Here is a 26,785-nt window from a genome sequence, read left to right as displayed (position 1 = left end):
TGGATTGCCATGTTCGACCTGGCGAAAATCGGCCGCGACCTTCCGGTGTCGCAAGTCGTGGACAAGATCCCCCACCGCGGTCCCCTTGTAGTGGAAGCGCCTCCGGGTACGGGCAAGACGACGTTGATCCCGCCGGCGATCGCAAATATTGCCGGAAAGACGCTGGTCACGGCACCACGGAGGGTCGCGGTGCGGTCGGCGGCGAGGAGGCTTGCGTTTCTCGACGACACCCCGCTGGGCACCAAAGTCGGCTACTCCATCCGCGGGGAGCACAAGGACAGCTCCGAGGTGGAGTTCGTCACCCCCGGGGTGTTGCTGAATCGCCTGCTCAAAGACCCCGGCTTGGAGGGGGTTGGGGCGGTGGTGATCGACGAGGTGCACGAGCGCCAACTGGACACGGACCTGGTGTTGGCGATGTGCATGGAAGTGGCGTTGCTTCGCGACGACCTCTACCTCGCCGCCATGTCCGCCACCCTGGACGCACAGAAGTTTGCCGACCATATGGGCGCGCAGGTCCTATCCACGGAGGCGGTGACCCACCCGCTGGACATCACATATGCGCCGCATTCGGACAGGATCCGGGGCACGCGCGAGTTCTACAAACACGTGGCGCAACAGACGCACGGCACGGAACGGACCTTGGTGTTTGTGCCGGGTGTGCGCGAGGTGGATTTGGTGTGCGGGTTCCTGGACGATGCAGTCCCCCTGCATGGACGGCAGAGCAGCAAGGAGCAGGATGAGGCGCTGAACGGATCCAAGAGGGTGGTTGTTGCGACGTCGGTGGCGGAGTCGTCGATAACTGTGCCGGGTGTGCGCAAGGTGGTCGACGCTGGGCTGTCCAGGGTGCCCAAACGTGACAACAGGGGCATGACTGGCCTGGTCACGGTGTCGGAGGCGAAGACAAGCGCGGATCAGCGAGCCGGTCGCGCGGGCAGGCTCGGGCCGGGCGAGGTGGTGCGGGTGTTTTCGCGCGACGATTACGCCAACTTCCAGGCGGACATCACACCCGAGATCCTCACGGCGGATCTGACGGGTGCGTTGCTGACTATGAAGGCGTGGGCGTCGCCGGACCTGCCGCTGTTGGATCAGCCGAAGGACTACACGGAGGCGGAGCAGAATCTGGAGGCGATTGGGGCGCTAAGCAACGGAAAAATCACCGATTTTGGCAAGAGGTTGGCCAGTTTCCCGCTGGATCCGCGGCTGGGCGCGGCACTGTTGACGTTCGGTTCGCAGGCGGCGGGCACGATCGCGCGGCTTGCTGGTGAGGTGGATACGAAGCGGCTGCGCAGGCTTGTCGACGACAAAGGCCCGGCGGACCCCGGCGAGGTGATTGCGGCGGCGTTTCCGCAATGGATTGCGAAGAAGGTCGGCGAGGGCGAGTACCTGTTGGCGTCGGGGACGCGCGCGAAGTTCAACTCGCATAGTGAGTGGATCGCGGCGGCGGAGATCCAGCGCACACCGACACAGGTGATCATCCGAGATGCCGAACCGATCGCGTTTCCGCAGGACAGGGTGACCGAAACCAAGAAAGCAATGCTTGTCGACGACAAGGTACGCGGCCGGCTCGTCACCTCCGTCGGTGCGATTGAGCTCTCCTCCACCCCGATCAAACTGACTCCCGACGAGGCGGCGGAAGCGCTCACCCACCTGCGGTTTGAGGACTTCCCGCTCAACGACAAGGAGCAGCACCTGAAGGAACGGCTGGACTTCCTGCACGCCACCCTTGGGTGGCCGGATGTGAGCGAAGGGGACTATTCGGTTGAGGTTTCCGAGGTGGCGAGGGGGTCGTCGATAGGCAATTGCGATATGCGGGCGGCGATGTTGCGGCAACTGGATTGGAAGCAGGTTGCGGAGTTGGACCAGGTGGCGCCGAAGGAGTTTGAGTATGCGTCTGGCAGGCCGGTGAAGCGGGTGAAACTGCAGCACATGTTTGGCAAAAACGGCCAAACAGTCGCGGGTGTGAAGGTGCTGTACCACCTGCTGTCGCCTGCGGGTAGGCCGCTTGCGGTGACGGATGACCTGGACAGTTTTTGGGCGGGGCCGTACCAGCAGGTGCGCAAGGAGATGCGGGGCCGCTACCCCAAGCACGCGTGGCCGGAGGACCCTACTTCACACACTGGGAAATAATCGCGCCTGCGCCGGCGAGGCCTGCGACGGCGAGGATGGCGGCGATGCCGAGGTCAACGTCGCGGGAGTTGAGATCCCGAAGTTTCAGATCGACGCTCAGGGCGTTCTCGACGACCAAGTTGAGGTCGTTCTGACGCGCGGCCAGCGGCAGGCTCATCTGGGAGGCGAACCCAAGCGGCAGTAGCACGAGCAGTGGCAGGCCGACGCCGATGGCGGTGGCGGAGCACTTCGGGGAGACCTCGGGGGCGTATTCGACGAGCGCGTCGATGATCGCGCCTTCCTGGTTGAGTTCCGACGAAGCGTCCTTGCTGATGGTGACGCGGACGGGGAAGACTCGCTCGGTCTCGTCGGCAAGCACTGCGCGGACGGGCCACTCGTACACACCGGGGGTAACCCCCTCCCCCGGCGTGAGGTGGATGGAACCGTCGGGGTTCAAGGTTGCCCAACGCGGTAAGTCTTCGGCTTCGTACCAGGCTTCGCCGATGGGCAGGGGTGCCTCGATGGTGGCGGTCAGGCCCGGCACGACTGCTGTTTGTTTGTATCCGTCATCGGCATACGCTGGGGAAACGGTTGCCAACGACAGTGCAATGGCACATGTCATTGCCGCAATTTTCTTGCGCATTTGCCGCCTCCCTCAGTTGTTTATGCTTTAAACGTTCTGTATCGATTGATGATTGTAGTAGACAACCCCTGGGGTAGTGTTAGTCGCCATGACAAAGCGCACCGTTTCGGTCTGGACGCTGGTCTCCCTCATCATCGGATCGACCATTGGTTCCGGCATTTTCGCGCTCCCCCAAAACATCGGCTCGGTCGCGAGCCCCGGAGCGATGCTTGTTGGTTGGGCAATTGCCGGCGTCGGCATGTTGTCCATTGCTTTCGTGTTCCAGATCCTGGCGGTGAGGAAACCCCACCTGGACTCCGGCGTGTACGCCTACGTGCGCGCCGGCTTGGGTGACTTCATCGGATTTACCGCAGGTTGGGGCTACTGGCTCGGCTCGGTGATGGCCCAGGTTGGGTATGCCACCTTGTTCTTCGGCACACTGAGCCACTATGTGCCGGTGCTGCAGAACCGCTGGGTGTTGGCAATCGCGGTGTCCGCAATGAGCTGGCTGATCCTGTGGGGGCTGACGCGCGGCCTGAAGCAGGCGGCGGTGATGAACGTGGTCACCACCGTGGCAAAACTCGTACCCATCCTGGCGTTTATTGTGCTGGTGGCGTTCCTGGGGTTCTCGTGGGACCGCTTCACCACCGACTTCTGGGGCAACGCCAACAGTGCGCCGTTTAGCGCTCAGTTGAAGGGCATCATGCTGTACACGGTGTGGGTGTTCATTGGTATTGAGGGCGCGTCGGTGTACTCCAAGCAGGCTCGCCGCCGCAGCGATGTGGGCCGTGCGACCATCATCGGCTTCCTGTCGGTGTTGGCCCTGCTCGTGGCGGTGTCCACCCTGTCCTACGGTGTGCTCAGCCAGGAAGAGTTGGCGGCGCTGCCGGACAACTCGATGGGTGCCGTGCTTGAGGCAGTTGTCGGCCCGTGGGGTGGCGCGCTGGTCTCTATCGGTCTGTGCTTGTCGGTGCTGGGTGCGTACGTGTCGTGGCAAATGCTGTGTGCCGAGCCGATTGTGATGATGGCCCGCGATGGGTTGTTGCCCAAGCGATTGGCGACGACCAAGAACGCCCAGGTTCTGTCCACCATCGTGATCCAGCTGTTCGTGGTCGTGTTCTTCGTCTCGGCGGCGTCGTACAACGGCATGGTGCAGTTGGCCACGATCATGTACCTGCTGCCCTACATCTTCTCCTCTATCTACCTGGTGCTCATCGCGCGTGATCATCACGTTCACCTGGTGGTGGGGTTGATCGGTTCGGTGTACTCGCTATGGCTGATTTACGCGGCGGACCCGGTATACGTGCTGTTGGGCGCGCTGGCGGTGGTGCCGGGCATGGTGCCGTACGTGGCTACCCGGCGCGCCAACAACGAGCGTTCCTTCAACACCTTTGAGTGGTTCGTTGTGGCGTTGGTTCTGGTCGGCGCGGTTGCGGCCATTTATGGCCTAGCCAATGGCTCCCTGGTCCTTGAGTAGTTTCACGCACAGCACCACCACGAGGATGAGCAGGGCGACGCGCACCAGTTTGGAGCCGCCCTTGAGCACCGTTCTCGTGCCGATCTGCGCGCCGATCACGTTGGCCACCGCCAAGATCAGCGCCAGTTTCCAATCGATGTAGCCACCCACGCCAAAGACAATCAGCGCGCCGAGATTCGTGGCGGTGTTGACCACTTTGGCCATCGCCGCCGACTGGAGAAACTGCTGCGTGAAAATGGCGGTGAACGCCATGATCAAAAACATGCCGGTGCCCGGGCCGAAGATGCCGTCGTAGGCGCCGATCAGCGCCGCTGCTGCGACTCCCAGAGCAATTCTTATCGACGACACCCTTCTCTCCCCGGTCGTCCCAAACGTCGGTTTGACCACCACGAAGATGCCGACGGCGATTAGGAGGGTGATGATGATCGGGTTGGCGATGGAGTCGTCGATAAGCGAAACTGCAGTTGCTCCAAGCGCGGCGGCGATGCCTGCGATGAGGGCATAAATCCACGTGAACTTGGGCACCCCGACGCGGCGCACGAGCGACACTGCGGCCGAGGCGGTGCCGCTGATCGCCGCGACCTTGTTGGTGGCGAGCACGGATGCGGCGGGCATGCCGGTCGTCGCCATGAGTATCGGGATGAGCACGAGGCCGCCGCCGCCGATCACCGCATCGATCCAACCGGCGAACGCTGAGGCTGCGATAAGGAAGGCGAGCATACGACTACTATGCACCACATGAACCGTTGGATCGTCGCTGCCCCGCTGTCGGTGCTGTGCGGTCTCGTGTTCACCTACCTTCACGTGCCGGCCGCATGGATTCTCGCCGGCATCGTTGGTGCTGGAACGGTCGCGATTGTCACTGAGCGTGACCTGCGGATCAACGAACACCTGTTCACCCTTGCCCGCGGTGTGATTGGCGTGGTGGCGGCGCTGCCGCTGGTAGGAATTCCACCGGGTGATTTGCTGCCGTTCTTGGTCCCTGGCCTCATCGCGGCGGTGTTGGTGATTGCAGTGGCGTTCTTCGGTGGTTTGGTGTTGGCGAACCATGGCGTCTCCAGGAAGACGGGAGTGCTGTCGCTGCTGCCTGGTGGGGCGTCGCTGATGCCGGCGCTCGCGCGAGACCTAGGGGCGGACATGCGCTACGTCAGCCTGAGCCAATACCTGCGGTTGCTGACGGTGTCGATAACACTGCCGGTGGTGGTGTCATTTTTGGATGCGCCCGCCGCCGGCGAAGTCATGCACCTCAAACCCTACTGGTGGATGTGGCTGCTGGTCCCAGCACTGATTGTGGTGGGGATTCCACTCGGCAAGGTTTCTCGGCTGCCCAACCCGTCCATTTTCGGACCGATGCTGGTCACGGTACTGGTTGGGTCGTTCGCGGACTTCACCATTGTTCCCCCGGAACCACTGAGCATTACGGCATTCCTAGCGCTTGGCTGGATGTGCGGCGGCGGCCTGTCCGTGCCGGCGTTGAAGGCGTTTTCCAAACTGCTGCCGGCGACGATGGCCTACATCGTCGGCCTCATGGTGTTCTGTGCGGGCATCGGGTGGGTCGTAGCCAAGTGGCTGGGTCTGACCCTCTACGAGGGCTACCTCGCCACCACACCCGGCGCGCTCGAGACCGCGCTGGCACTGTCCGCCGAGGGTGGAGCCGGACCCGCCGTGGTGGCACTGCAGCTCATCCGGCTGATCTGCGTGTTGATCTTCGCCGGGTTCGTCCCCCGAATCCTGAAACGAATCGAGCGAGACGACTAGTGCAGGATCGCGTGGGCCAGGATATCCATCGGCATTGAGCCCAGGCTCAGCGCCTTCGTGTGGAACTCGTCCTGAGTCATGCCGCGGCTGAGAGCCTGGTCGCGCAGGTCGATCCAGTCCTTGAAACCCAGGGCATACGACGGGGCTTGGCCCGGCCAGCCCATGTAACGGTCCAGCTCGAAGGCCAGGTTGGCTTCCGCCATGGCGGTGTTGTCGCGCAGGAAGGCCTTGGCGTACTGGGCGTCCCACACGCCGGTGCCTTCCGGGGTGGTCTTCTTCAGGTGTACGCCGATGTCCACCATCACGCGCGCGAGGCGCAGACGCATGGAGTCGAGTAGGCCCATGCGGTAGCCGAGGTCTTCGCGGTAGCCATCCATGAGGTGCTCGGCGTAGAGCGCCCAACCTTCGCCGTGGGCGGAGTTCCAGCAGACGGAGCGTCGCCAAATGTTCAGTTCACCGCGGTTGAGCAGGGCGTAGGCGTGCTGCAGGTGGTGTCCCGGGATGCCCTCGTGGAACACGGTGGTCAACTCCTGCCAGGTGTGGAACGTCTCCTGGCCTTCTGGGACGGACCACCACATGGTGCCGGGACGGATCATGTCGTCGCTTGGCGGGGTGTAGAAGATACCGCCGGAGCCGGCGCGGTCGATGGCGCACTCCACCGGGGGCATGCCCTCGGGGATCGGGAACACCTTGGCCACGTCTTCGTTGACGCTGTTCATCCAGGCGAGGAGGTTGTCGGTGCCGTGGATGGTGTAGCGCTCGTCCTGGTTCAGGTGGCGGTATGCGGCGGCGACGGAGTCGTCGTCGTAAAGCTTGCGCGCGATCTGCTTCTGCTTATCGACGGTGCGCTTCAGTTCCTCCTGCGCCCAGGCGTAGCCCTCGTCGAGGTCCACATTGCGGCCGTGGAAAAGTTCGGCGAACAGTTCGTAGCGCTCGCGGCCCACGGCATCGTCGTGGGGCGACTTGGGTCCGAGTTCGGTGGAGAGCCAGTCGGCCATCTGTGTGAACGCGGCCTTCGCCTCTTCGACGATCTTGGACTCCGGCGGGAGGCCCAGTTCGTCGAGTTGGGAGTCGCTTTCGCCCAGCGCCTCGCACTGGTTGATCACGGTGTCAATCTGGCGGTGGGATGCCACATCGCCGGCAGAGGCAGCCTCTGCCAGGGATTCGCGGTAGCCGGCGAGCGCTGCCGGGATGCGCGACATGCGAGAGGCGATGGCGTCGAAGTCCTGCTCCGTCACGCGCGGCATCAGCGCGAACGAGTCGCGGATCTCCTGAATCGGTGAGGCAATGTTGTTGAGCTGGCGCAGGAGCTCGCCGCGGTGGTGAAGCTCGAGCTTCATACACAGGCGGTCGCGCAGGATGGCGGCTGTGAGGTTGTCTACGTCGTCGAAGTCGTCTTCGTCGTCGGAGTCATCGGTGGAGTCGTTCAACGCGTCAACGTCGGCGATGAGGTCGCGCATGCGGTCTGCGACCCGGTCCCAGTACTCGGGGGAAAAGTCCTGCAATTCGCCGTCGTGGCCATCGATGCCAATTTGGGTTGCCAGCGTGGGAGAGATGGCTGCGAGGTCGTAAACGAAATCCTCGCAGGTGGCGTCGAGAAGCGACGGCTCGCGCATGGGTTGGCTCATGCTGGGCGATTGTATAGGAGCTGGCCAAATGGACAATTCGTCGCACCATCCAGTAAATATATTCATCATGACTTGGGCTTCGTTTTCTCGTCCACGTACCCCCGCGGCGAAATGCCTGCACCTCATTCGCCTGCAGGAACTCACCTCCCGCAGCGAGCTCGTCCGCGCGACCGGCCTGTCCCAGCCCACTGTCACCCGCGCAATCGCGGCGCTTGTCGACGCCGGATACGTCACCGAACGCAACGACCTCACCCAATCCCAAGGCCGCGGACGGCCCACCATCCCGCTCGAACTCGCTGAAACCACCGAAACGCACGCGGGTGTGTCCGTGGGCACCGACTCCACCTACATCGCCCTGTTCGACCTCAAGGGCCGCACCCTGCGCAGCGTGGACGTGGACCTGCCGGTCTCGCGTATGAGCGAGGACGACTTCATCCAGCACATCATGGCCGGCCTGAACAAACTGACCACCAGCGTCGGCCGCCCGCTCGCCACCGTGGGCGTGACCACATCCGGCACGGTGCGCGGCAGCGGCGACGTCTACGCCCCCAACCTCGGCTGGGACGGGGTAAACATCGGCGATCAGATGCGCGAGCAGTTCTCCGTGCCGGTGCAGGTCACCTCGATTTCCAGCGCGATTGTCGGCTCTGAGATGCAATCCACCGCAGACCTGGACACCCCGTCGGTCATGGCGCTGTTTGCCGACGACTCCCTCGCCTGCGCCATCTCCAGCCCCGAAGGGGTCAACCCCATCGAGGTCGAGCAGGGCGAGCTGACCACCCAGGGCCTGCTGGACGCCATCGATGTGCCCACGATCCGCACCCTGCGCCAGGCGGTGGAGGACGCCGGGGAGGCAACCCGTTCCGCGCTCGACAACCGCGCCCGCGGCCTTGGCACGCTCGTGGCTGGGCTGTGCTCCGACCACTGCCCCAACACCGTGGTTGTTGCTGGCAGTGCGTTTATCGACGACCCCCTCGCCTCCGCCCCCTTCGCCCGCACCGTCCGCGAACATACCTCCGGCCCTATCGATCTGCGCCTGATCCCTAGCCACAAGGATGTGGTGCGCGACATCGCCCGCGCCGTGGCGTTGGATTACGTGCTTCGCGAGCCCCTGGCGGTTGCGGGGGCGTAATGCGCAAGGTCGCCTGGGTTGCCGTGCTACTGCTGGCCGGCTGTTCCACAGAAGTTCCGGTTGAGCCGTTTCAGACCGAGGCAGTACCGACGCAGACGCAGGAGCAGTATGAGGGCCTTGAGGGGGTCGTCGCAAAGATTGAGGAGGCGACAAACACCGAGGTGGGCGTCGCTCTTTACGACGGCACCACCCTCACCCAAGCCGGCTCCCTGGACACCCTGCCGGCCTGGTCCACCATCAAAATCCCCATCGCACGCGCCGCCGAACGGCACTGCGAATACGACCACGCCACCATCGCGGACTTCACCCAGGCCTCCATCGAATGGTCCGACAACGACTCCGCCCGCGCCCTGTGGGACTGCATGGGCGACGACCTCGAAGCCGCCAAACTCGTCGGCGAGGAAATCGAAAAAGCCGGGCCGCACGTCAACGTGCGCGGCGCGTTTGGCACCACCAGCTGGACGTTCGCCGACCAGGCGAAATATGCCCACTACTTAAGCACCCGCGACCAATCCCAACCCGTCCTGGCGGACATGCGCAACATCACCGAAGACCAGGCCTACGGGCTCGGCCAGTTGGGGGTTCCGTTCAAAGGCGGCTGGTCAGACGTGGAGGAAGACGGCTCCTGGCACACCCGCCAACTCGGCTGGATCAAACACGTTGGGGTAGCCATCGGCGCGCGCAGCGCCGACGGCAGCTACGAGGACACCATGGATGCCCTCGACCAAGTCGCCGAGGCTATCGCCCCATAAACTTATCGGCGATCGGGCGCAGGTACGGCTCGATGAACTTCACAATCGCGGCCAGGATCGACAGCACCGTCAACACAATGCCCACGGTCCGGCGCACGTCGTCCGGCGACTTATCGCCGACACCCGCGAAGACCAACTTCTTCGGCGTGGTGTTCGGGGTTTCGTTGCCATCCGCCGGACGGTGCAGAACCACCTTCTGGGAACCCTGCGGCATGGATTCCACGTCGGTCGGCTTGTATCCCACCACCGCAGCCGATGCCTCGCCCTCAGCGGTGACCGCACCGGCGAAACCGACACGAGTCACGGTGGGGTTCAGGAACGTGTGCAGGTGGCCGGTCATGCTGTTCTTGTCGTCGGACCACTTGCCGTTCAGACGCTTCAGGTCCGCCAGCTCGCCATAGCCCCACCCCTGCATGGCGCGGCTCATGTTAGCCGTGCTGTGCAAGTTCGCGCCCCAGCCTCCTTTGCCGCCGATGGTGGCGGTGTCCTCCGGGCCGCAGTTGTCCGTACACGTTGCGTTGAACGGGCGGACGTGCGCGAACTTCTTCGCCGCCTCCACCGCACGCTGCAGTGCGATCAGGTTGTAGCCGGTGTCCAGTTGCACCGCGTTGACGTACTTCTCGCGGGTATCCAGGCCCTGTTCTGCAGCAACCGTGCGGAGCGTTTTTCCGTCGTATGGCACGTTCTGGTCCCACATGTCGCCGCGGAGCTTGCGCAGTTCACTGATGCCGGTTTCCGCATCGTTGGTCAGGTTGAACTTCGTCTCAAGCGCGATGACCTGGTCGGCGGGCTGGTTGAGTTCCACGCCGGTAACGGGGGCCGGGTCGGCGGAGGCTGCTGGGGCGAGGACGAGTGCTGTGGCTGCCGCGGTCGCTGCGGCGTATAAACGGATGCGCATAACCCGAGGGTAGCGCGTACCACGCCATAAAGAGCACTGGCACGGCAATGTAAAGGAACTGCGGGGCGCCAGGCCAGAGCACCACCGAAGCGTACGGGGCCATCAGCACCATGAGCGCCACCGAGCCGTAGCGTTCGAAGACGAACACGCCAAGCGGCACGATCCATACCCAGTGGTGGTACCAGGAAAACGGACTAACCAGGCACGCGGTCAGGCCGATGAAGGAGACGGCGAGGGGTGCGGGGGCTCGTCGACAAGCAAGAAGCGCAAGGATGGTCACGGCGGCACACAGCGTGAGCCACAGCAGCGTCGAATCCATCCCGGCGCGGGCCAGCACTTGGCGTATGGACTGCGCCCCCGGATTCTCGTCCACCCCAATCCGTTGCGTGCTGAAGATCGCGCGCGTCCAAAAGTTCGGCGCGTCCACCACATTCATCCCGCTCGCCGCAGTGCACACGAACGTGAACGCGGCAACGAATGCCGAGCCCCACCTGCGCTGATAGATCAACAACACGATGAAAAACGCGGGCGTGAGCTTGATCCCCGCAGCCAGGCCCGTCCCGATGCCCGGCAGCCTGTTCTTCGGCAGGAAATCCAGGCACACCAGCCCCATGAGCAGCAGGTTCACCTGCCCGAAGTACAGCGTGCCCTGCACCGGCTCCGTGCACAGCACGAAAAAGGCCACCAGCGGCACCACGTGCTTCTTGCTTATCGACGACCCCCACACCACCCCGGCCAACACCACCACACTGACCAACTTCCAGGCGACGCCGAACCACTCCTCGGTTGGCAGCCACGAAAACACCACGCCCGCAAACGGCGGATACGTAAACGGCAAGCCCGGCAACAGGTCGTGCGCATAGAGCGGCAGGTGGTCCTTCACCTGCTGCCCGCCCAGCACGTAGACGTGGAGGTCACTTGGGTAGGCGGTGGAAAACGCAGTCTCCAACGGCGTAGTGACGTAACGATAGACCGCTACTGCAACAACAATGAGCAGGAGAATCACAAGTCGAGCCCGTCCAGGATCGCATCCATGGCGTCAGCGACGTCAGTGCGCCACAGCGTGTCCACCTTCGTATCCGCACGCCCCGGCCCGCCATTGATCACGGCGGTAGGTTTGCCCTGCTTCTTCGCATCCAGGATGAACTTGTAGCCGCTCATCACCGCAAGCGACGTGCCAATCGCAACCACACCCGTCGACTCCGCCAGCCACTGATCCGCCAGTGTTCTCGTGGCCTTAGGCACGTTCTCGCCGAAATACACCACGCTAGGCTTCAGGCGCTCCGAACCACAGTTCGGGCACGTGATCATGCGGAAGCGCTCCACGTCCTCTTGGCGCAGTTCCACGTCGCCGTCCGGGTTGATCATCGTCCCGACCACCTCGACAGAATTGAAGTAGTTGGGGTTGGCGGCGGTGAGGAGGTCGTCGATAAGCGATCGCTCATGCAACACATTGCAGTCCAGGCACACCACATGCTCCATATCGCCATGCAACGCAATCACGTTTCGCGAGCCCGCCTGTGTGTGCAGTCCATCGACGTTTTGCGTGACAATGCCACGAATCAGGCCGGCCTGCTCGAGCTCCGCAAGCGCAAAATGCGTCCGGTTTGGCCGCGCCGCCCGCATGAACTGCATACCGACGAACGCACGCGCCCAATACCGACGCACCTGACGCGGCGAATGCGCGAACTCCTGAAACGTCATCGGACGGCCCTTGGTCAAACGGCCGGTTTCGGAGCGATAGTCGGGAATGCCCGAATCCGTCGACACGCCCGCGCCCGTGATGACCAGCGTTTTTGGGTTCCTTAACTGTTCTATGACGCGTTGCTGCGCGTTCGGGGTCGGCGTTGCCGTTTCCTTGACCACCCGCTCAATCGAACGCACAGCGGACCGATGCGCCATCGCAATCGCGGGGTCGTCGAAGAAAGTTTCCATCGCCAGGCAGTGTACAAACCACCTAGGATTTCCCGCATGGGGGAATGGAAAACCGAAATCAGAACCAACCTTGTCGACGTCCGGGGGCAGACATATCTCAGCAGCGACCTACTTCGCCTATCCACGTCACACGCGCTGGCGCGCCGCTCGTTCGACGCCTTGAAGGTCCACCAGCAGCACTGGGCCCGGGCCTACTGCGCGGGCCTTGCCGTCCACGCCGCCGTGATCACCGGTCGCGCCTCCGCGTACCTCAACGACATGTGGGTCGTGAACACGCCGCTAGACCAGGTCGCGCTGGTGTTGCCGTCGGTGCCACGGCGCTCAACATGGCCCGCCGGCGTACGCTACGTGCAACGCACACTCCCCGCCTCCCGGATCCGCCGCGGGGAAGCCATGTCCACTACGTCACCATTGCAAACCTTTCTAGACATTGCCCGCCTCGACGGCTTCACCCACGCACTCGTCGCCGCAGACTGGCTCGTCCAACGCGGTGGCTTCACACCGGCCCAGCTTCAGCACCTCGTCGAAACTGAGCCGCGCTTCCCAGGCAAACCCGCCGCCCGCATGGCGGCGAGGCACGCGTCGACCCTGTCCGAATCCGCACCCGAGGCCTACGCGCGCGCCCTGCTCATCGAAGCCGGCATCACCGACGTCCGCGCCAACGTCACACTCACCCGGTGGAGGTACCGCGTTGACCTGCTGATTAACGGGTGGTTGGGAGTTGAGATCGATGGGCGCGTGAAGTACGACGACACCACCTTCGGCCCTGCGCACAAGGCACTTCTCGACGAGAAAACGCGCGCCGACCGCCTCGGCAACGCCGGCCATCCCCTGCTCCGGTACGCGCCGCGCTACCTGGAGGAGCACCCCGAGGAGTTCGTCGGAGCGGTGCGGGCGCGCCTCGAACTTGGCCGTTAGGTGTGCGGGGTTTTGTTCATATGCAGGGCTCGATATGCGTAAGTGCAGGTCAGCGCGTTTTCAGAAATTTCGGCCAATTTTCCGCAAAACGCCGTGACCAGGGGTTACGCATATCGAGCCCTGCATATGAAGCCGCGAAGGGCCTACCGGAACGGGACCTCACCGATCGTGCGGCGCAGCTTCCGGGTCCGGAGACGTTCGGGGCGCCGGGCAAGCTTCTCCATCGCACGCACGGCACACATGACGTGGGCTTCCTTCGAGTTGGAGTAGAACGCCTGGGCGCCGGCGGGCAGTTTCGGCACAGCGTGCAACGGCAGGTCGGATACGGCCAGCAGGGTGCCGTAGGGGACGCGGTAGCGGTAGCCGTTGGCGGCGATTGTGCAGGACTCCATGTCTACGGCTGCGGCGGTGGATCCCCGGAGCCATTCCCACAGGTCCTGCGGGTCTTTCCACTCCCAGTTCCGGTCGCCGGTGGACAGGACGGTGCCGGTGCGCATCAACGACGCGTCGTCGCCGTAGACCTTGGTCACGGCCTTTTCCAGGGTGCGTTGCACTTCGGGGACGGCGGGGATGGGCAGTTCGCGGCGCAGGTAGTCGTCGAGAACGTGGTCGTGGCGTTCGTAGGCGTTGCCGAGGATGAGGTCGCCGATGCGCATGCGGGCGTCCAGGCCGGCGCAGTGGCCGATCATGATCCACGCTTCCGGACGCAGAACGGCCAGCGAGTCGGTGATGGTTTTGGCGTTGGAGGGGCCGACGCCGATGTTGATCATGGTGATGCCGTCGCCGTTTTCGGTGATCAGGTCGTAGCGCGGCATCTGGAACTTCGACCCCAGCTCCAGGTCTTCGAGCGCGACGGTGTCGGAAACTGTTTCGCCGGAGGGGAGGACGAGGCGGGTGTAGCGCGAGTCGGGGTCGGAAAGTTCACGCAGGCCGAAGCGCACGAATTCGGTGACGTGCATGGCGTAGTTGGTGAACAGGATGTAGCGCTGCAGGGTGTCCACGTCGATGCCGGTGTAGTGCTCGAGTCGCGCGATGGCGAGGTCGAAGCGTTGCGGGCCGAAGTGGAACAGGGGTTTTTCCGGACCATGGAAGGCGTCCCAGTGGCCGTCGACAATGGCGTCGTGGACGTCGTCGAGGGCGGGTCGGGGCAGGTTGCGTGTTTCGTCGATAGGCGGTGTGCCCTTGATGTAGGCGGGCGGGATGACGATATCGGAGTACTCCACACGCATGGAGCACGGATAGTTCGAGGTCAGCGCTTCGAGTTGGGCGGTGAGGTAGTCCTCGAGCAGATCGGGGCGGGAGAGGACTGCGGAGTAGGTGCCGGCTTCGTCGACGTAGCCGAAGGTTTTGGAGCGGTCGATGGGGCGCCATTCGAGCACGTCAACGGTCAGTTTGGGGTAGCGCACTTCCCCGTAGCGTTCGAAGTCCCCGGCGCGTGCGATGTCGCACGACGTGTTGTACAGGGCTTTTAGCTTTTCGACGACCTCACGTGCCTGGTTCATACCCCGCCAGGCTACTCACGAATGAGCACGCGGCGCACGGCTTCGGCGCGGCGACCAAACTCCTCTGCGGGAACGCCTTCGCGGATGCACTGCTCAATGAGTTGCTGCATGCCTGCGATGTAGAACCGGGCCATATCGTCGACAAGCTTCATGTCCGCGTTTTCCCAACGGGCGGCGCGGGGCAGGAGTTGTTCGCGCATGGTGGGCAGCATGACCTCGTAGACCTGGTTATCCAGGAGGCTGTGGATCGGCGAGTCGATGATGCGCGTGGCGGCGGTGTAGTGACCAGCGGTCGCCTGTGCCAGTGCAGTGACCGACGCTTCAAAGTTCTTGTCAATGCTGAATCGTTCCGCGAAACTGCCGTAGGCCGCCAAGACCCACTGCGCTGCGGTGGCGAGCACGAGGGCGTCGCGGTCCTCAAAGTGCTGGTAAAACACCTGACGGCTCACGCCTGCTTCTTTCACGATTTGCGAGACATTCAGATCAGCGACCTCGTAGTCGTTGAGAAGGCGCATGGTGGCGTCGATAAGCGCCTTTCGCGTGCGCAGCGCGCGCGGGTCTTGGCTGTCCGAGCGGCGGCCCGGGAGGGTAGTTTCAGTCATCCCATGTCTCCAAAAGATTTCCGACATTAGTGTTATGTGGTATGAGCCTAACCGATGACACCCTGGAACTGTTACATGCCCTTATTAGAAATGGATGCGTCAACAACCTAACGGCAGATTCTGGACACGAGGAAAGAAACGCCCGCACGCTGCAGGAATTCTTCGGGGATACCCGTGTAAACGTGGAACGCTTCGAACCCCATCCGGGTCGAGTTTCTGTAGCGTTTTCCATCGAAGGCACCGACCCCAACGCCGAGCCACTCACCCTTTTGGGCCACACCGATGTCGTGCCCGTCGACGAGGACAAATGGACAGTTGACCCGTTCGGGGGTGAGATCAAAAACGGCCGCATCTACGGGCGCGGCGCCACCGACATGCTCTACATCACCGCAGCGATGGCGGCGGCTGTGCGCGACGTTGCCCTCTCCGGCACGCAACCCAAAGGCACCCTGACCTTCGTGGGGTGTGCCGACGAGGAGGCCCGCGGTGGCCTCGGCGCGGCGTGGCTCGCCGAAAACGCGTCGTTCGCCTGGGCGAACTGCCTATCCGAGGAGGGCGGCTCACACCTGCCTGTGTCCGACGGCTCTGACGCACTCGTGGTTGTCGTTGGCGAGAAGGGCGCCGCACAGCGCCGCTTGACCGTGCATGGCGACGCCGGCCACGGCTCCGCACCCTTCGGCCGCGACATGGCGGTCACCAAGATCGGCGAGGTCGCCCGCCGCATCGCCGCCATCACGCCCGAAGTGCGTAGCGACGACATCTGGGAGGGCTACGTCCGCGCCTGGAAATTCGACCCCGACACCGAAGCGGCCCTGCTGCGCGGCGAAGGCTACGAGACGTTCGGTCAGCTGCAGAGCTACTCCCACGCCATGAGCCACCTCACCATCTCCCCCACCGTGCTGCGTGCCGGCGAGGCGATCAACGTGTTGCCGTCCGTCGCTTGGATGGAGCTCGACATCCGGCCCTTGCCTGGCCAAACGCAAGAAGAGATCGACGATCTGCTGCGGGAAGCGCTCGGCGACCTTGCCGACGAGGTGGAGATCACCCACCTCATCACCGAACCCGGCACCGTCTCCCCCACCTCGGGCCCGCTTTACGACGCCATCGTGGACACCTTCCACGAATTCTTCCCCGACGTCCCCGTCGTCCCGACGATCGCGGCGGGTGGATCCGACCTGCGCTTTGCTCGTCGTAAAGGTGGCGTCGGCTACGGATTCGCCCTCCACGGGCGCGGCGAAACGCTGGGGTCTGTTCTAGGTGAGCTCCACAGCCACGACGAATCCGTCTCCCTCGAAGACGTCGACCTCACCGTCCGGGCGTACCGTTCCCTGATCCGCCGCTTCGTCGGGGCATAGTTCCGCTATTTCGGTTCATATGCAGGGCTCGATATGCGTAACCGCTGGTCACCGCGTTTTCCGAATTTCGGCCACAATTTCTCGAAAACCCCCCTACCTGGACTTACGCATATCGAGCCCTGCATATGAAGGTTTCACGCCCTTCCAAGGCTCGCACCACCTGTCACATCTGCCCCATCCGTGACATACTGTCCCGCATGAAGTTTCGTACTCTCGCTATGACCGCGGCGCTGGCCGGCACGATCGCCGCCGCGCCGACCGCCCAGGCTGACGCCATCGACGACACCCTGGCGAAGCTGCCCGCGGGTCCGATCTCCTGCGACCAGGCCTCCCGCTACTGGACCAATGACGCCGACTACCAGCAAAAAGTCCGCCAGGCGCGCACAATCGCGATGTTCGACCGTCGCGGCCCGCAGATCCTGGATGCGCTTTCGCGTGTCGACGAAGCCGCCAACCGCTGCGGCCTCAAAGGTACAACCGGCGGCAACAACAGCAACTCCAACAACGCCAACAACACCGCGCCGAAGCAGAACGCGCCCGCGCAGCAGCCAGCACCTGCCCAGCAACCAGCCCCGCAGCCAAAGCAGCAGCCGAAGATTCAGCCGCAGTTCCCGGAGCGCATCAACCTCACCCCGGCTGGTATGCCGTCGGTGGATGTGCCGGTCGCGGGCGTGACCACGCTGCAGTTGCCGGACCTGCTGAAGTTGCTGCAGGACGCGTTGGCGCAAATCCTGGCTTACTTCAACATCCAGCTGTAAAGCTCGTTGCCGTCGGCGTGGATTCGCACGCCGGGCGTGGGGTCAAGCCACAGGTCGGTTTGCAGTGAGTGTTCGCCGTCGGTGCAGGTAAACGAGATCGTTTCGTTGGTCTTGTCCAGCACCTCAACGCGAGCCCGCGTGAGCCATGCGTTGCGACGACGCACCCCAATCAGCTTCTGATACTCCGTAAAAATCCACCCACCCAGTGGTGAGAGTTCCGCCGGGGTGGCTGGCAGGGCGGGCCGGACGGCGTCGTCGGCAGACCAGCCCTCCCCGCGGGTGCCGGTGAAGCCTTGCTCGTCGCCGTAGTAGATCGACGGCATGCCAGGCACCGTCATCAGGATCGCGGCGGCGAGGACGAGTTTGTTGGTTCCAACCGTGGAGGCGATCCGGTCAACGTCGTGGTTGCCAATGAACGTGTTGGTTAGCAGGTCGGCGGGGTGGCGTTCGAGGGCGTGGGCGAGCTCCCAAAAGTTGGCGTCGACAAGCGATGACCAGATGGCTTTCCATAGTTCATACTGGGTGACTGCGTCGAGCGTGCCAGCTGCGGCGATCTCTTCGTAGTCGCCGTGGATGACCTCCCCGAGAAACATTGCGTCAGGGAACTCCTCGCGAACGCGGGCGAGCACGTCGCGCCAGAATTCGGGCGGGACGGCGTAGGCGACGTCGAGGCGCCAACCCGCAATGCCGCGTCGCAGCCAGTGGCACATGATATCGACGACCGCGTCTCGAATTGCCGGCTCATCGTGGTGGAGGGTGGCCAGTTCGTTGTGTCCCTCCCAGTCCGTGTCGCCGGCAAGGCCTTGCTCGACCCAGGGGTGGGTGCGGGCCACGTGGTTAAACACCCCGTCGAGCATGATGTTGATGCCACGTGTGGTGCAGGCGTTGATAAGCCAGTCGATGTCGGTGTCGTCGCCAAGCCGTGCGTCAATGCGCATGTGGTCGAGGGTGTCGTAGCCGTGGGTGACCGACTCGAAGATGGGGCCGAGCAGCAGGCCGTTGCAGCCGAGTTCGACCAGGTAGTCCAGCCACGGCTCGAGGCCGCGCAGGCGGTGTGCGGCGTCTTTTGTGTCGCGGATCGGGGCGCCGAGCGCGGCCAACGGGTAGACGTGCCACCAGATTGTGCGGTCCAACATGAGCCCGAGCCTACGCACCGAGCAGCGCCAGCGGTACGACCGCGATTCCGTCGGGGCGGCGGTAGGCGCGGTTGCCGGTGGTGAGGATCACCGCGTCCACAACATCGTCCGGGAGTTTCTCGCGCAACCAAAGCAGGTGCTTGACGTCGTCGTCACCCACGTTGGCGGCCAGTTTGACCTCCAATGCCACGATCGCACCGTCTTGGTCCTGCGCAATGAGGTCGACCTCTCGATCCCCTTTGACCGTGCGGAAGTGGCCGACGGTACCGAAGGATGCTTGCGCCGCTACCCGCACGGTGAGGGTGGCGAGCGACTCGAACAGTGGTCCGAGCAGATAGTTGAACCGCCCCGTGAGTTTCGCAGCTGGAATCTCCAGCAGACGCAGGACAAACGCTGGGTCCGCAAGCTGGTGTTTCGGTGCTTTCGCGAGGCCAGCGAACGGGGAGCGTCGCATGTCCCAAGCTGGCACGGGGTCCAGCATCCACAACTCGGCGAGTTTTTCTCTGTACACCATCGTCGTGGATTTGGCGGGTTTGTTGGTTTGTCCGGGCGTGGCTGCGTCGAGAATCTCCTGGTAGCTCGTCGTCGTGGAGCTGGCTGCTGCGTACGCCGCTAGCCAGTTCATCAACGCTGTTGGGTTGCGCGCGGTGTAGCCCTGCTCAGGGAGGTCGCGATCCACCACACGGGTGAGGTAGGAGTCCAGCTGCTGGTTGCGGAGTACCGGTGGCGCTTCATAGAACCCCGGGAAGCCGCCGGACGCTATCGCGTCAATGTAGTCTTTCAGGGTTTTGTCGGTCTCGCCTGCGATGGTTGCGTCGCCTTGAAAAAGTTCGCGCATGCTTATCGACGACTCCCAGCCACGCCGTTCAAACAACGCCAACGGTCTCATCCGCATTGACAAGATGCGCCCTGCTCCGCTGTGAGTATCAGTCCCGGCTACGGGAGTGGCTGAGCCGGTCAGGAGAAAACGCCCGGCGGGAGCACCATTATCCACCGCCCGCCTGACGTAATCCCAGGACTCGGGGTGGCGCTGCCATTCATCGATCAAGATCGTGCCATCAGGGCTTGCGGTGAACGCCGGATCGGAGGCGAGAACTCCGGCACCCTCATCCGTGTCGAGCTTGAGCACCGTCGGCGCTCGCCGGCGCGCAGTTTCGGTTTTGCCGACACCTTTCGGCCCCTCAACCGCAATAGCAGACGCATACGGAAGGAGCTGGTCAAGTTGTGTGTCTACAGCCCGTTGCAGGTATCCCATAGATATGAACCATACCAATTTTCCGTCTTGAATCGGTCGTTTTTTCCGTCATGAATCGGTCGAATTTTCCTCCCTGCGCCCGATGAGCGGCTGCAGACCCTTGGCAATGCGTTCCTTCCATGCGGAGGCAATTTCCTCGTAACCGCTGTCGTGGGGGCGCATGCCGCGGTGGGTGAAGTTGACCTTGGTTTTGCCGGACTCGTCCTCTTCGATGTCGAAGATAAGCGACGTGTCGTCCCACTCGTGGTCTTCCTTGGGGTTGTCGGTTGGTTCGACGTCCCAGACGATGCGCTTGCCGTCGTCGGCTTCCTTGACGGAGAAGCCGACGTAGCGGTCGTCGTCGGAGTAGTGGAACTCGGAGCCTTGTTCGGCGGCGTCGCCTTCGACGCGTTCGTCCCACCAGGTTTTGGGTTTGGTGATCGCTTGGTAGACCTCTTCGCGCGTGGCGGGGACGGAGAAGGAGGCGGTGAAGTCGCGGATGGCTTGGGCTGTGGTGCCGTCGGCAAACTCGTAGTCCGACAGCGTGTGGTCCGGGTCGTAGATGGAGATGTTGTAGCCCTCGTCCCGGTACTGCATGAGGCCGTCTTTGATCAGGTCGCGGCCGGCCTTGTTAAACGCGGTCACGCCAGAGACGTCAAGGATGAGGTTTGTGCTGGTCAGGCGACGCTGGGAAAGACCACGGAGGATCTTCTCAGCGGAGGTGAACGTGATCATGCCTTGTAGTTCGACGATTTCGGCGTCATCGCGGCGTTCGATGCGGCGGATGCCCGGCGCGAAGTAGAAATTCGACGACAGCAGGTTCAGGCCCATGGAGCTGGACAGTTCCTGGAAGATTTTTACTCCGCGCACGGAGTTGCCCTGTTTATCCAGGCGCGGGCTTAGCGACGCAATACCTAACTGGCCCGGCAACGTCCCGATCAAGCCACCGGCCACGCCTGACTTCGCGGGGATGCCGACGTTGACCATCCAGCGCCCGGAGGCGTCGTACATACCGGCGGAGACCATCACGGCTTGGGCGAGTCGGGCCGCTTCCGCCGAGACGATGCGCTCCCCGGTGACGGGTTGGATGCCGGCGTTGGCAAGGGTTGCCGCCATCACCGCGAGGTCCTTGACGGTGGCCAGGATGGCGCACTGGGCGATGTAGGAGGCGACGGCGTCGTGGGCGTCGTCGCTAATGGTTCCGGCTTCGCGCAGCATGTGGGCGAACGCCTTGTTGCGGTCGGCAGTGGCCTTTTCGGATTCGAATACCTGCTGGTCGATGCGCAGTTCGCGGCCGGCGAGGCGGGAGAAGTAGGCGCGGATTTTCTCGCTGCGCTGCTCCACGGGGATGTCGGGGCCACCGATGAGTTGGTTGACGGTGATGGCGCCGGCGTTGATAAGGGGGTTGGCGGGCCGGCCTTCGCTATCAAGCGAAAGTGCGTTGAAGGCCTCGCCGGAGGGCTCGACGCCGACGTGGGTGTGGACCTCGTCGGGCCCGTACATGTCCAGCGCGAGCGCATAGACGAACGGTTTGGAGATGGACTGGATGGAGAACTCGTAGTCGCAGTCCCCGACCGCGTAAAGCTGTCCGTCTGCGGTGCACAGCGCAAGGCCAAGCTTGTCGGGGTCGGCGTGTTTGAGCACGTCGATGTAGTCGGCGCGGTGGCCGGAGTCGTGGTCACGCACCGATTCGACGATGTCGTGCAGGTATTCAGTCACAGGCGAACGCATGCCGCAAGTGTAGGACCTGCGGAGGATACTAAGGCCGCTTGGTCAGACGGGCCCCGCACTCCCCTGGCCGGTCGTGGGGGCGCAACTGCACCTTGAAGCCGTCGAGGCTTTCCTCCAAGAACCCTTCGTGCAGCGCACAGATGACCGGGGCAGGGCGCTTGCCACTCTCCGTGATGAAGGGACAGGCGTTGAGGCCGAGTTCCCGCACTTTCCGCGTTGTGGCGTCGGGGCGGTGCAGCGGATCGAAGCCCATCTCCCGCAGCATCTCGGCGGCCTGTCGCTCCGCACAGTCCAGGTCTGTTGCGGTACCGCTTTCAGGGCGGGCGTTGATCCGGTTGGCCCATTCGCGGCCGATGGCCTTAGCGGTGGTGGCGGTGGCGTCGTCAGGCAGTTTGCTCGCAAGCACCTCCACCAGTGCCACAATTGCGCGCGACGCACTGCTCGTGCGTGCAACCCGAGCGGTGTACACGTGCGACGGGCGGCCCCTGCCAGATCCGGTAGCGACGTGGCGGCTGACCACGCCTGCGCTCATCAGTTCGTCGAGGTGGCCGCGCACTGTGTTGGGGTGCATGCCAAGCGCCTCGCCGATCTCGGCGACTTGGACTCCCTCAGGGTGGCGCTGCACCTCGTGGAACACGTCGACCTGTTTCGCGGTCAGCCGGTGAACGGCTGCGATCAGCTCACCAGATGGTCGCGGTGCATGTCTGCGTTCCATGCGCATTCTCCTGGACGTGTTACGGGCATTCCTGAAATTATATGCCTTACTGAGTTGTATCCCAATTTGATTTTCACGGGTCGTACAATGAGTTCTACGCAAACTCACTACTAAGGAGCCGTCCGTGGCGCGCAACACCCACATCGCAGCTTGGTCCGTGGTCGCGGCACTCATAGCTGGGACTGCATCCGCAGCAACACTCCTGGCGCCTGCCCAAGGCGAGCTTCCAACTGGCGACGACGTCGTCCACGTTGATGTGGACATCGAAGGCATGCGGTTTATCCCCGACCGTGTCGAGGTTCCACGTGGCATCAAACTCGTGGTCAACCTGACAAACTCCGGCGACAAAGAACACGACCTGAAAGTTGGCGAGGGATACTCGGGCCGACTCAGCCCAGGTGAGAGCGCGAGCGCCTATTACGGCGAGTTCAACGTTGACACGCTCGGGTGGTGCACCATCGCCGGGCACAAAACAATGGGGATGCTCTTTAGGGTCGACGTGACGCCTTAATCAACGCCACCTGCGCCTTCACGGCCCGCGCGAGCAGCGGAATGAACGCCACGAGCACGCCAAATACGACGAAGGACAGCACAATCCGCGCGTAGGAATTGTTCACCGCCAGCCATGCCAACAGCGCCACATTGAACAGGCCGACGCGCACGTAGGCAGCCCGGTTGAGTTCACGGAGCCCGGCCTTCACCGCTGCCGGCCCACCGCCCATCATGGTTGGCATGAGGTAGCTCATCGCGCCGATGAGCAGTTGTGCTGCAAACCCGAGCAGCAGCGGCAACGTTGGAATGTCGGCAGATCCGCCGAACAGGCGCACTGCGTACCAGGTCAGCCCGCCAATCAGCCACGCAACCGCGAACAGGGCCGATAGCGCTGGGTAGGTGATGCGACCTCGGGGATCGCGAAGCACCGTCAGCGCGTTAACCACAAAGCCCTGGTAGAGCCACGCCCAGCCCGCAACGATCACCATGGTGCCGATGCCGGTAACCACGGACATCCGCAGCAGCGCACCCGCGACCGCCACGGTGACGCCAGCGCCAGCGAGCACCAGTGCCACACCGACCCTCCCCACGGCGCGCGTGCGCCACATCGCGGGAAACAGCACGCTCAGCGCGCCCATGGCTGCAAAGCCGACGAAGCCGCCAACGTTGATGAACATGTGCGCCTGGCGCACCGCACCGTGCCACTGACCAGGCAGTCCGGCCGACAGCGCCGCGCCGAACAGCGCACCGACCGGCAGACAGCACGCCGAGGCCACGAAGCCGTACACACTCGCATTGCTTCGTTGCGACGCCCTGACCTGCCCCGCCAACACCACCGCATGCCACGCCACCACAACGCCGACGACCAGCGCGCCGACCCAGGTCAGCCAGTACCACAGCAGCATCTGGCCAATCAGCGTTGCGACGATGCCGGCGTTGAGCAGATAGGTGCGGGTGAGTTGGGCGGGGCGGGTGGCGTCGTCAAGCTTGCGCCCCAGGAAGCGCTCAGTGAGCGTCTGCGACCACAACAGGATCGAGTTTGTCAGAATGCCCAGCGTAAAAATGTGGATGAGCAGCCACGATCCCTCAGGGATGAACGGGTGGACAAGCCCCACGATGATGAACACGCCCATCCAAATGCTCACCGGCTTGGAGGCTTTGCGGTGCCACGCCCGCGGATTCATATCAGGCATTGACCGACCCCGACTTCGGGTTGTCGCGGAAGCACCACCACGTGGCCGCCGCGAACACAACCGCAGATACGGCCAGCACGAACAGCACATTCTCGTACGACTCGGTGTACGTCGCGCCACCATCCAGACCCCGCTGGAGCAGCGAACCGGTCAGCGCGACGGTGGTCAGGGTGCCGAACTCGTAGGAGACCTCCTCCACACCCGCCGCCATGCCGGAACGGTTCATCGGAGCCGCGCCAATGATCGCAATCGACGACACACTCATCACCGAGCCCACCGCAAAGCCCAACACCGCAAGCGACACAACCTCGAACAGCACGCTATGCGACGACGCGCCCACCACCAGCAGACCAGCCCCCACCACCGATAACGCGAAACCACCAGCGATCAACGGCATGAAGCCAACCTTGTGCAAAAACGCACCACCGAGCGTCGACGCGGGAATGGCGGCCACGGCCATGGCGACGACGGTGGTGCCGGCCTTCAGGGGCGTAAATTCGTCGACAAGCTGCAGCTTCTGCGTCGTCATCAATTCCGCGCCCGCCATGATGAACATGCCACCCGCCGCGGCAACAACGCCGCCGGTGAACATGCGGGACCGGAAGATGTCGAAGGTGAGCAGCGGGTCATCGAGGCGCGCCTGACGCCGCACAAACAGCCACGAGCCCAACACGCACGCCACGATCGAGCCGACCAGCAGCGCGACGCTTTGGGTGTTCGCAGCCTGCTTGATCGCCATCGTCAGGCCCGACAGCGCAACCAGCGAATACAGCGAAGATATGACGTCCCACGCCTTGTTCGGATTCGGCAGATTCGGCGGCGCCAGCCACACCGTAAGCACGAGCGCAAGCAACACAATCGGCACGTTGATGAGGAACACCGAACCGACCCAGAAGAACTCCAGAAGCAGACCACCAACCACCGGTCCGAGCGCGCCGCCAACCACGGCAACCGCGCCCCAAATACCGATGGCAAGGTTGCGCTCGCGCTCGTCGGAAAACGTCAGACGGATCAACGCCAACGTCGCCGGCATCATCACAGCCGCACCAACACCCAACATGGCGCGCGCCGCGATCATCTCAGCCGTGCCCGGCGCGAACGCCGCACCCAGCGACGCCACACCGAAAATCCCGAGACCGATCAGGAACATCTTGCGGTGGCCCACCCGGTCCCCCAGCGTGCCTGTGCCAAGCAAAAGGCCCGCAAGTGCAAGCGGGTAGGCGTTAATGATCCACAGGCCCTCGCTGGGACCTGCGCCGAGACTACGTTCAAGCGCGGGCAACGCCGTGTACAAAATTGAATTATCCAGCCCGATCATGAGCAGGCCGAGAGATACAACAGCAAAGAAGCCCCAGCGCTGCGCGGGTGTGCTGGTGGATTCCATGCGGGGAATACTACCGCGCGGTTCTTTTTCACCTTGTCGCAGGATCTACGCCAGGTAGGCCGCACCTTGCTGCATAAGTCGCTCTAAGTACAAATAGCGCTGCTTAGTCACCCAACCACTGCCTTTACCGGACGCAGTATTTTCAATTTCACTTGGCAAAGTCCGATGCGCTCCAAGTGGTTGCGTTTCGTCCTTTGAGGTCAACACAAACGCTTGATACCGACCTTCAACCCCACTGCCATCACACCATCCATTTTGAGATAGCTCTTCAATGGCTTGCGCGATTTTCCGCAGTTCAGGCCTGTTGCGGTCTTTTGCCTCTTTCCTTAAGAGCCGCGCCTCGTTCAAATTCCAGGTGATATTGTCCTGCCGATACTTGACCGCAGGAATCTCAGTTTGAATCTTTCTGTCAACATAAAACGCAAGATGACGCACAGGACGAAACGTTCGTCCTGATTTACAGACATACACAGACGTCTTTTTATAAAGCTCCCATTCCTTCTTTCCAGGAACTAACAAAGTATCTGCTGGTTCGGTCGGGCGCCGGTTGTACAGGGACTCAACGCGGTCTACTGCCCTAAGAAAATGCTCGAACGCAGGATCAACATAGTTCGCTACGGCAAAAATCCGATCGCATTCAAACGGGACATCGGTATCAAGAATCGAATCGTGGTGAGCCACGCGATTACGAAAGTTTCTAATCCCTTCCACTGCGGCGCCGACTTCGCTACGGCTTCGGGCATAAGGGAACGCACCTTGCAAACAGAGGCGCCAAAGCTCGTCGTTGCCTTTTCCAAGCATTCGAGTCCAAAATCCGAAATGCAAGTTCGCGGTTATCTGCTCCCGCGAATCTCGGTGGTGGGGACTTAATCCCTCCCTTGTGTCTTCAACCCTTTCCCGGACTCCTTCTCCAATTAAAGGATTTCGAGAGAATATCCACGGCACTGAGCCAGCATCGTGTTCGAAATGCTCCCTAAGAGCCTTATCGATGACGTTTCTCAGCCCAACTTCAAAATGGGCAAGTAACTCCAGACCTGCAGCGGCAACCTCCCCAGCCCACAGATAAAGCTCTCTAGCTTTCTGCACATCGTTGTTTGCTTCCTGCAGATACGGCGCAAAGCGCGAGTCACTGACGAGCTTTGAGAAGAAAAACTCGGAGCCAGAACCTTCAACCCCATCTAAGGACCCCAAAGTGTCAACCCCCTTGACCTTTTATAAATGTGCGCACAAATACAGCACCTATGCTTGGACGTAGCGCCCTTTAAGTGTAATCTCTTTCTCGTACGCCCCGGTGTCGCCTCTGCTCAAGCAAGCGCCCGGGGCTTAAAATTTCCTACCACCTTCAGGGGTCAAAACAGCAAAAGTCCCGACCCACACTCCGGGGAGTATGTGTCGGGACTTGGTTTGTGCCCGGGGGGGGTGTCTGGTTCGGTGACATCGTTCCGCATGTCTCATGA

At 62.8% G+C, this 26,785-nt stretch carries 23 protein-coding genes; 9 read left to right on the top strand and 14 right to left on the bottom strand.

Going from position 1 to position 26,785, the window contains the following annotated elements; genetic code table 11:
* The first annotated feature begins 9 nt into the window (after window positions 1-9).
* Window positions 10-2,127 (top strand): ATP-dependent RNA helicase, encoded by a 2,118-nt coding sequence (locus CCOY_RS00340; protein WP_092101120.1) that lies wholly within the window; start codon window positions 10-12, stop codon window positions 2,125-2,127.
* Here the strand turns inward: CCOY_RS00340 and CCOY_RS00335 are convergent.
* Entirely contained in the window at window positions 2,105-2,749 is a 645-nt protein-coding gene (locus CCOY_RS00335) for a Rib/alpha-like domain-containing protein (protein WP_092101118.1), read from the bottom strand. The two genes, CCOY_RS00340 and CCOY_RS00335, sit on opposite strands and share 23 nt — an antisense overlap.
* Before the next feature lie 88 nt (window positions 2,750-2,837).
* Here CCOY_RS00335 and CCOY_RS00330 point away from each other — a divergent pair, with 88 nt between their 5' ends.
* Window positions 2,838-4,205 (top strand): basic amino acid/polyamine antiporter, encoded by a 1,368-nt coding sequence (locus tag CCOY_RS00330; protein ID WP_070484943.1) that lies wholly within the window; start codon window positions 2,838-2,840, stop codon window positions 4,203-4,205.
* Here CCOY_RS00330 and CCOY_RS00325 read toward each other — a convergent pair.
* Window positions 4,176-4,925, bottom strand: coding sequence for a TSUP family transporter (locus CCOY_RS00325; protein WP_070815844.1), 750 nt, complete (start codon window positions 4,923-4,925; stop codon window positions 4,176-4,178). The genes CCOY_RS00330 and CCOY_RS00325 overlap by 30 nt on opposite strands.
* Before the next feature lie 18 nt (window positions 4,926-4,943).
* Here CCOY_RS00325 and CCOY_RS00320 point away from each other — a divergent pair, with 18 nt between their 5' ends.
* Entirely contained in the window at window positions 4,944-5,963 is a 1,020-nt protein-coding gene (locus CCOY_RS00320) for an AbrB family transcriptional regulator (protein WP_092102902.1), read from the top strand.
* On the opposite strand, the gene CCOY_RS00315 is transcribed toward CCOY_RS00320, so the two are convergent.
* The gene (locus CCOY_RS00315; RefSeq protein WP_244268657.1) at window positions 5,960-7,591 is read right to left on the bottom strand and encodes a DUF885 domain-containing protein; all 1,632 of its coding nucleotides are present in this window, start codon (window positions 7,589-7,591) and stop codon (window positions 5,960-5,962) included. The genes CCOY_RS00320 and CCOY_RS00315 overlap by 4 nt on opposite strands.
* 67 nt (window positions 7,592-7,658) lie before the next feature.
* On the opposite strand from CCOY_RS00315, the gene CCOY_RS00310 reads away from it, so the two are divergent.
* A complete protein-coding gene (locus CCOY_RS00310) occupies window positions 7,659-8,723 on the top strand; it encodes an ROK family transcriptional regulator (RefSeq protein WP_092101114.1) in 1,065 nt (354 codons plus the stop codon).
* On the top strand, window positions 8,723-9,475 hold the full coding sequence (locus CCOY_RS00305) for a hypothetical protein (RefSeq protein ID WP_092101112.1): 753 nt from the start codon (window positions 8,723-8,725) through the stop codon (window positions 9,473-9,475). Before CCOY_RS00310 ends, CCOY_RS00305 begins: the two co-directional genes overlap by 1 nt.
* 764 nt (window positions 9,476-10,239) lie before the next feature.
* Here the strand turns inward: CCOY_RS00305 and CCOY_RS00300 are convergent.
* Together CCOY_RS00300 and CCOY_RS00295 are read right to left on the bottom strand one after the other, a co-directional pair.
* A complete protein-coding gene (locus CCOY_RS00300; protein ID WP_092101110.1) occupies window positions 10,240-11,379 on the bottom strand; it encodes a glycosyltransferase 87 family protein in 1,140 nt (379 codons plus the stop codon).
* The gene (locus tag CCOY_RS00295; RefSeq protein WP_092101108.1) at window positions 11,376-12,308 is read right to left on the bottom strand and encodes a Sir2 family NAD-dependent protein deacetylase; all 933 of its coding nucleotides are present in this window, start codon (window positions 12,306-12,308) and stop codon (window positions 11,376-11,378) included. Before CCOY_RS00295 ends, CCOY_RS00300 begins: the two co-directional genes overlap by 4 nt.
* Before the next feature lie 36 nt (window positions 12,309-12,344).
* Between CCOY_RS00295 and CCOY_RS00290 the strand changes: the two genes are divergently transcribed.
* Window positions 12,345-13,226, top strand: a complete 882-nt coding sequence (locus tag CCOY_RS00290) for a hypothetical protein (protein WP_092101106.1) — start codon at window positions 12,345-12,347, stop codon at window positions 13,224-13,226.
* A 143-nt stretch (window positions 13,227-13,369) separates the two neighbouring features.
* Here CCOY_RS00290 and amn read toward each other — a convergent pair whose 3' ends face one another.
* Both amn and CCOY_RS00280 read right to left on the bottom strand, forming a co-directional pair.
* Complete coding sequence (gene amn / locus CCOY_RS00285) at window positions 13,370-14,728, bottom strand: AMP nucleosidase (protein ID WP_092101104.1); 1,359 nt, start codon at window positions 14,726-14,728, stop codon at window positions 13,370-13,372.
* A gap of 11 nt (window positions 14,729-14,739) precedes the next feature.
* Complete coding sequence (locus tag CCOY_RS00280; protein ID WP_070815852.1) at window positions 14,740-15,330, bottom strand: TetR/AcrR family transcriptional regulator; 591 nt, start codon at window positions 15,328-15,330, stop codon at window positions 14,740-14,742.
* Window positions 15,331-15,371: 41 nt separating this feature from the next.
* Between CCOY_RS00280 and CCOY_RS00275 the strand changes: the two genes are divergently transcribed.
* Window positions 15,372-16,685, top strand: coding sequence for a M20/M25/M40 family metallo-hydrolase (locus CCOY_RS00275; protein ID WP_092101102.1), 1,314 nt, complete (start codon window positions 15,372-15,374; stop codon window positions 16,683-16,685).
* A gap of 197 nt (window positions 16,686-16,882) precedes the next feature.
* Window positions 16,883-17,443, top strand: a complete 561-nt coding sequence (locus CCOY_RS00270) for a hypothetical protein (protein WP_092102900.1) — start codon at window positions 16,883-16,885, stop codon at window positions 17,441-17,443.
* On the opposite strand, the gene CCOY_RS00265 is transcribed toward CCOY_RS00270, so the two are convergent.
* From CCOY_RS00265 to CCOY_RS00250, 4 genes are read right to left on the bottom strand one after another with little or no spacing between them, the layout of a single operon-like run.
* The gene (locus CCOY_RS00265) at window positions 17,422-18,579 is read right to left on the bottom strand and encodes an alpha-amylase family protein (RefSeq protein ID WP_092102898.1); all 1,158 of its coding nucleotides are present in this window, start codon (window positions 18,577-18,579) and stop codon (window positions 17,422-17,424) included. The two genes, CCOY_RS00270 and CCOY_RS00265, sit on opposite strands and share 22 nt — an antisense overlap.
* A 10-nt stretch (window positions 18,580-18,589) precedes the next feature.
* On the bottom strand, window positions 18,590-19,834 hold the full coding sequence (locus CCOY_RS00260) for an ATP-binding protein (RefSeq protein ID WP_092101100.1): 1,245 nt from the start codon (window positions 19,832-19,834) through the stop codon (window positions 18,590-18,592).
* A gap of 48 nt (window positions 19,835-19,882) precedes the next feature.
* Entirely contained in the window at window positions 19,883-21,544 is a 1,662-nt protein-coding gene (locus CCOY_RS00255; protein ID WP_092101098.1) for a glutaminase, read from the bottom strand.
* Window positions 21,545-21,572: 28 nt separating this feature from the next.
* On the bottom strand, window positions 21,573-22,259 hold the full coding sequence (locus CCOY_RS00250) for a helix-turn-helix transcriptional regulator (RefSeq protein WP_167594485.1): 687 nt from the start codon (window positions 22,257-22,259) through the stop codon (window positions 21,573-21,575).
* A gap of 124 nt (window positions 22,260-22,383) precedes the next feature.
* Here CCOY_RS00250 and CCOY_RS00245 point away from each other — a divergent pair, with 124 nt between their 5' ends.
* Complete coding sequence (locus CCOY_RS00245) at window positions 22,384-22,770, top strand: cupredoxin domain-containing protein (RefSeq protein ID WP_167594484.1); 387 nt, start codon at window positions 22,384-22,386, stop codon at window positions 22,768-22,770.
* On the opposite strand, the gene CCOY_RS00240 is transcribed toward CCOY_RS00245, so the two are convergent.
* Genes CCOY_RS00240 through CCOY_RS00230 form a run of 3 tightly spaced genes read right to left on the bottom strand, consistent with a single transcriptional unit; the run spans window position 22,748 to window position 26,519 of the window.
* Complete coding sequence (locus tag CCOY_RS00240) at window positions 22,748-23,944, bottom strand: hypothetical protein (protein ID WP_092101092.1); 1,197 nt, start codon at window positions 23,942-23,944, stop codon at window positions 22,748-22,750. The two genes, CCOY_RS00245 and CCOY_RS00240, sit on opposite strands and share 23 nt — an antisense overlap.
* Window positions 23,937-25,328: an MFS transporter gene (locus tag CCOY_RS00235; protein ID WP_070421960.1), complete on the bottom strand. Its 1,392-nt coding sequence runs from the start codon at window positions 25,326-25,328 to the stop codon at window positions 23,937-23,939. Before CCOY_RS00235 ends, CCOY_RS00240 begins: the two co-directional genes overlap by 8 nt.
* 45 nt (window positions 25,329-25,373) lie before the next feature.
* Complete coding sequence (locus CCOY_RS00230) at window positions 25,374-26,519, bottom strand: hypothetical protein (RefSeq protein ID WP_092101090.1); 1,146 nt, start codon at window positions 26,517-26,519, stop codon at window positions 25,374-25,376.
* Window positions 26,520-26,785 lie beyond the last annotated feature (266 nt).

Source organism: Corynebacterium coyleae, assembly GCF_030408635.1.
Lineage (GTDB): Bacteria > Actinomycetota > Actinomycetes > Mycobacteriales > Mycobacteriaceae > Corynebacterium > Corynebacterium coyleae.
This window is presented reverse-complemented; position numbering and strand designations above follow the sequence as displayed.